The 1993-nt window shown below is 34.4% G+C and carries 2 protein-coding genes; both read left to right on the forward strand.

Annotation, left to right across the window (positions count from 1 at the left end; genetic code table 11):
- Window positions 1-738, forward strand: a 738-nt coding sequence (locus V7083_RS23205; RefSeq protein WP_335482521.1) for an IS1595 family transposase, incomplete at its 5' end; no start/stop codon positions are given.
- Between the two features lie 72 nt (window positions 739-810).
- Window positions 811-1683: a hypothetical protein gene (locus V7083_RS23210; protein WP_335482523.1), complete on the forward strand. Its 873-nt coding sequence runs from the start codon at window positions 811-813 to the stop codon at window positions 1681-1683.
- The last annotated feature ends 310 nt before the right edge of the window (window positions 1684-1993 follow it).

The raw sequence follows: 1993 nt of genomic DNA on the forward strand, positions 1-1993 counted from the left end.
CACCTTCCACATAAATGGCTTGAATTCATTCAGTGTATGATTGAAGGATACTCTTTACGGAAGGCATCTGAGTTGATTGAAGTCCACTACGTTACTCTTTTTTATTGGAGGCACAAAATTTTATCCGCTTTAAAGCAAATGGATTTTGAAAAATTTTCAGGTATCGTTGAAATGGACGAGACCTATTTCCTATACTCTGAAAAAGGTAAACGGAGTATAAATGGTCGTAAAGCTCGTAAGCGTGGCGGTTCTTCTCAATTCCGTGGTATCAGTAAGGAACAAGTTTGCGTGTTGATTGCAAGAGACCGTCAAAAACTGACTTATTCCAAAGTTATTGGACAGGGACGTATTGTAAAATCTCGTTTAGAGAAAGCAATTGGCTCCAAGCTATCCAAATCGAATACCTTATGTACCGACGCTTGGAGGGCTTTCAAAACCTATGCAAAAGATAAAGGATTAGAACATTTTCCGTTCAAATCGGATGGGAAGGAACGAGTAAAGGGGCTTTACCACATCCAAAATGCCAATAACTATCATAGCCGTCTGAAAGGTTGGATGGACCGTTTTAATGGCGTGGCAACAAAATACCTCGACCATTATTTGAGTTGGTTTCAATTCCTGGATATAATCAGATTCCGCAATGATTCTACAACTGTAAGCAAAATGGTTATTGATAGTTGCTTGTTATCCACCAATGCTACTTATGATAAATTAAGGTTATCAACATTTAGGTTGTAGTGATGCCTATTTCATTTTACTCACGGATGATTTTAGTTTAACAAGAAGTTCCCAATAGTAAGGAGGATAAGTATGTATGCAATAAGACATATTGATATACCAAAAACGAGTCTAGATTTATTTGTAACCGCTGAATTTGAAAAGAAAGTATCTCTTTGGTCTTTAGGAAAGATGAAGAAAATTGGAGATATAGATACGACTTTAGATTTTGGCGGTAGTAGGTTAGTTTTAATTCCCACTGATAAGGAGCCAATAATCGTTACAGGGGCATATACAAGATATGGTGTTAGTGCCTATAAACTAGATGGTAAAAAATTATGGGAACGGAAAGACCTTAAAAAGCCGCAGTATATTAAATCTCTAAAAAGTGGTGGAGAAGTATGTATTGGAATAGGGTTCGACGAAAAACCTTTTCATTTTCTTAATGTACATACAGGCGATACGATTAATTTATATAAGGGCGTTAGGAAAATATTTACCAATCAAGATGATTCATTGTGGATTACTGTTAGTGATAGAGATATTAAACTTATAGATACCGATAAAGAGGTTGAGCGTTGGAGCAAAAATACAGACATTCTTAGTGCTAGTTTTTCTGATGAGAAGATTTTAATTAACATCAGTCACACATTAATTTGCTATGACAATATTGGAAATGAGAATTGGCGTTATGATTGTCCTGAAGAACACATTATTCATAATGTGAGTTGGAATACAAAGAGAAAATATTGGATGTTCATTCTTTGGAATTACATAAATGGTGGACCTAAATATTTATGTAAGGTTGACGAAAATGGGTTCCTAATCTCTAAGGAAGAGTTAGGAGAAATATGGGAATATGCTTTTTCAGGTGATGGACAATTACTAATTACTTCAGATGGGGAAGTTATTGATACACATAATCTACGGGTTGTGTGGAAGTTCAGCAAAAAAGTAATAAGCTAATTGGGTTTTACTTTAAGAATATTAAAAAACTAAGGACCGAAGTAGAGGTCCTTAGTTTATATTATATTATCAACATAGTCGTTTAACAGAGCCAATTATTAAAGAATCGTTCAGTTTTTTATATTACTTACAAAAAGGAAATATTATTGTGCAATTATATATATCCCAGTACTTTAATAATCCTTTAATAGGAGCGTAGCACGACTCAAAATCATGTTCCTCCTGGAGTGTCGGTTCGACCAATGGTATCTGGGTCAATTACATATAATTAAATATATTTCAAAGTCAAAAACGTTTTTACTGTTAGTGT

The sequence above is a fragment of the Bacillus sp. JJ1764 genome, assembly GCF_036962145.1.
In the GTDB taxonomy this organism is placed as follows: domain Bacteria; phylum Bacillota; class Bacilli; order Bacillales; family Cytobacillaceae; genus Neobacillus.

Coding starts and splice junctions, on each gene's coding strand:
- V7083_RS23210 (WP_335482523.1), top strand. CDS start 811: ATGTATGCAATAAGACATATTGATATACCAAAAACGAGTCTAGATTTA.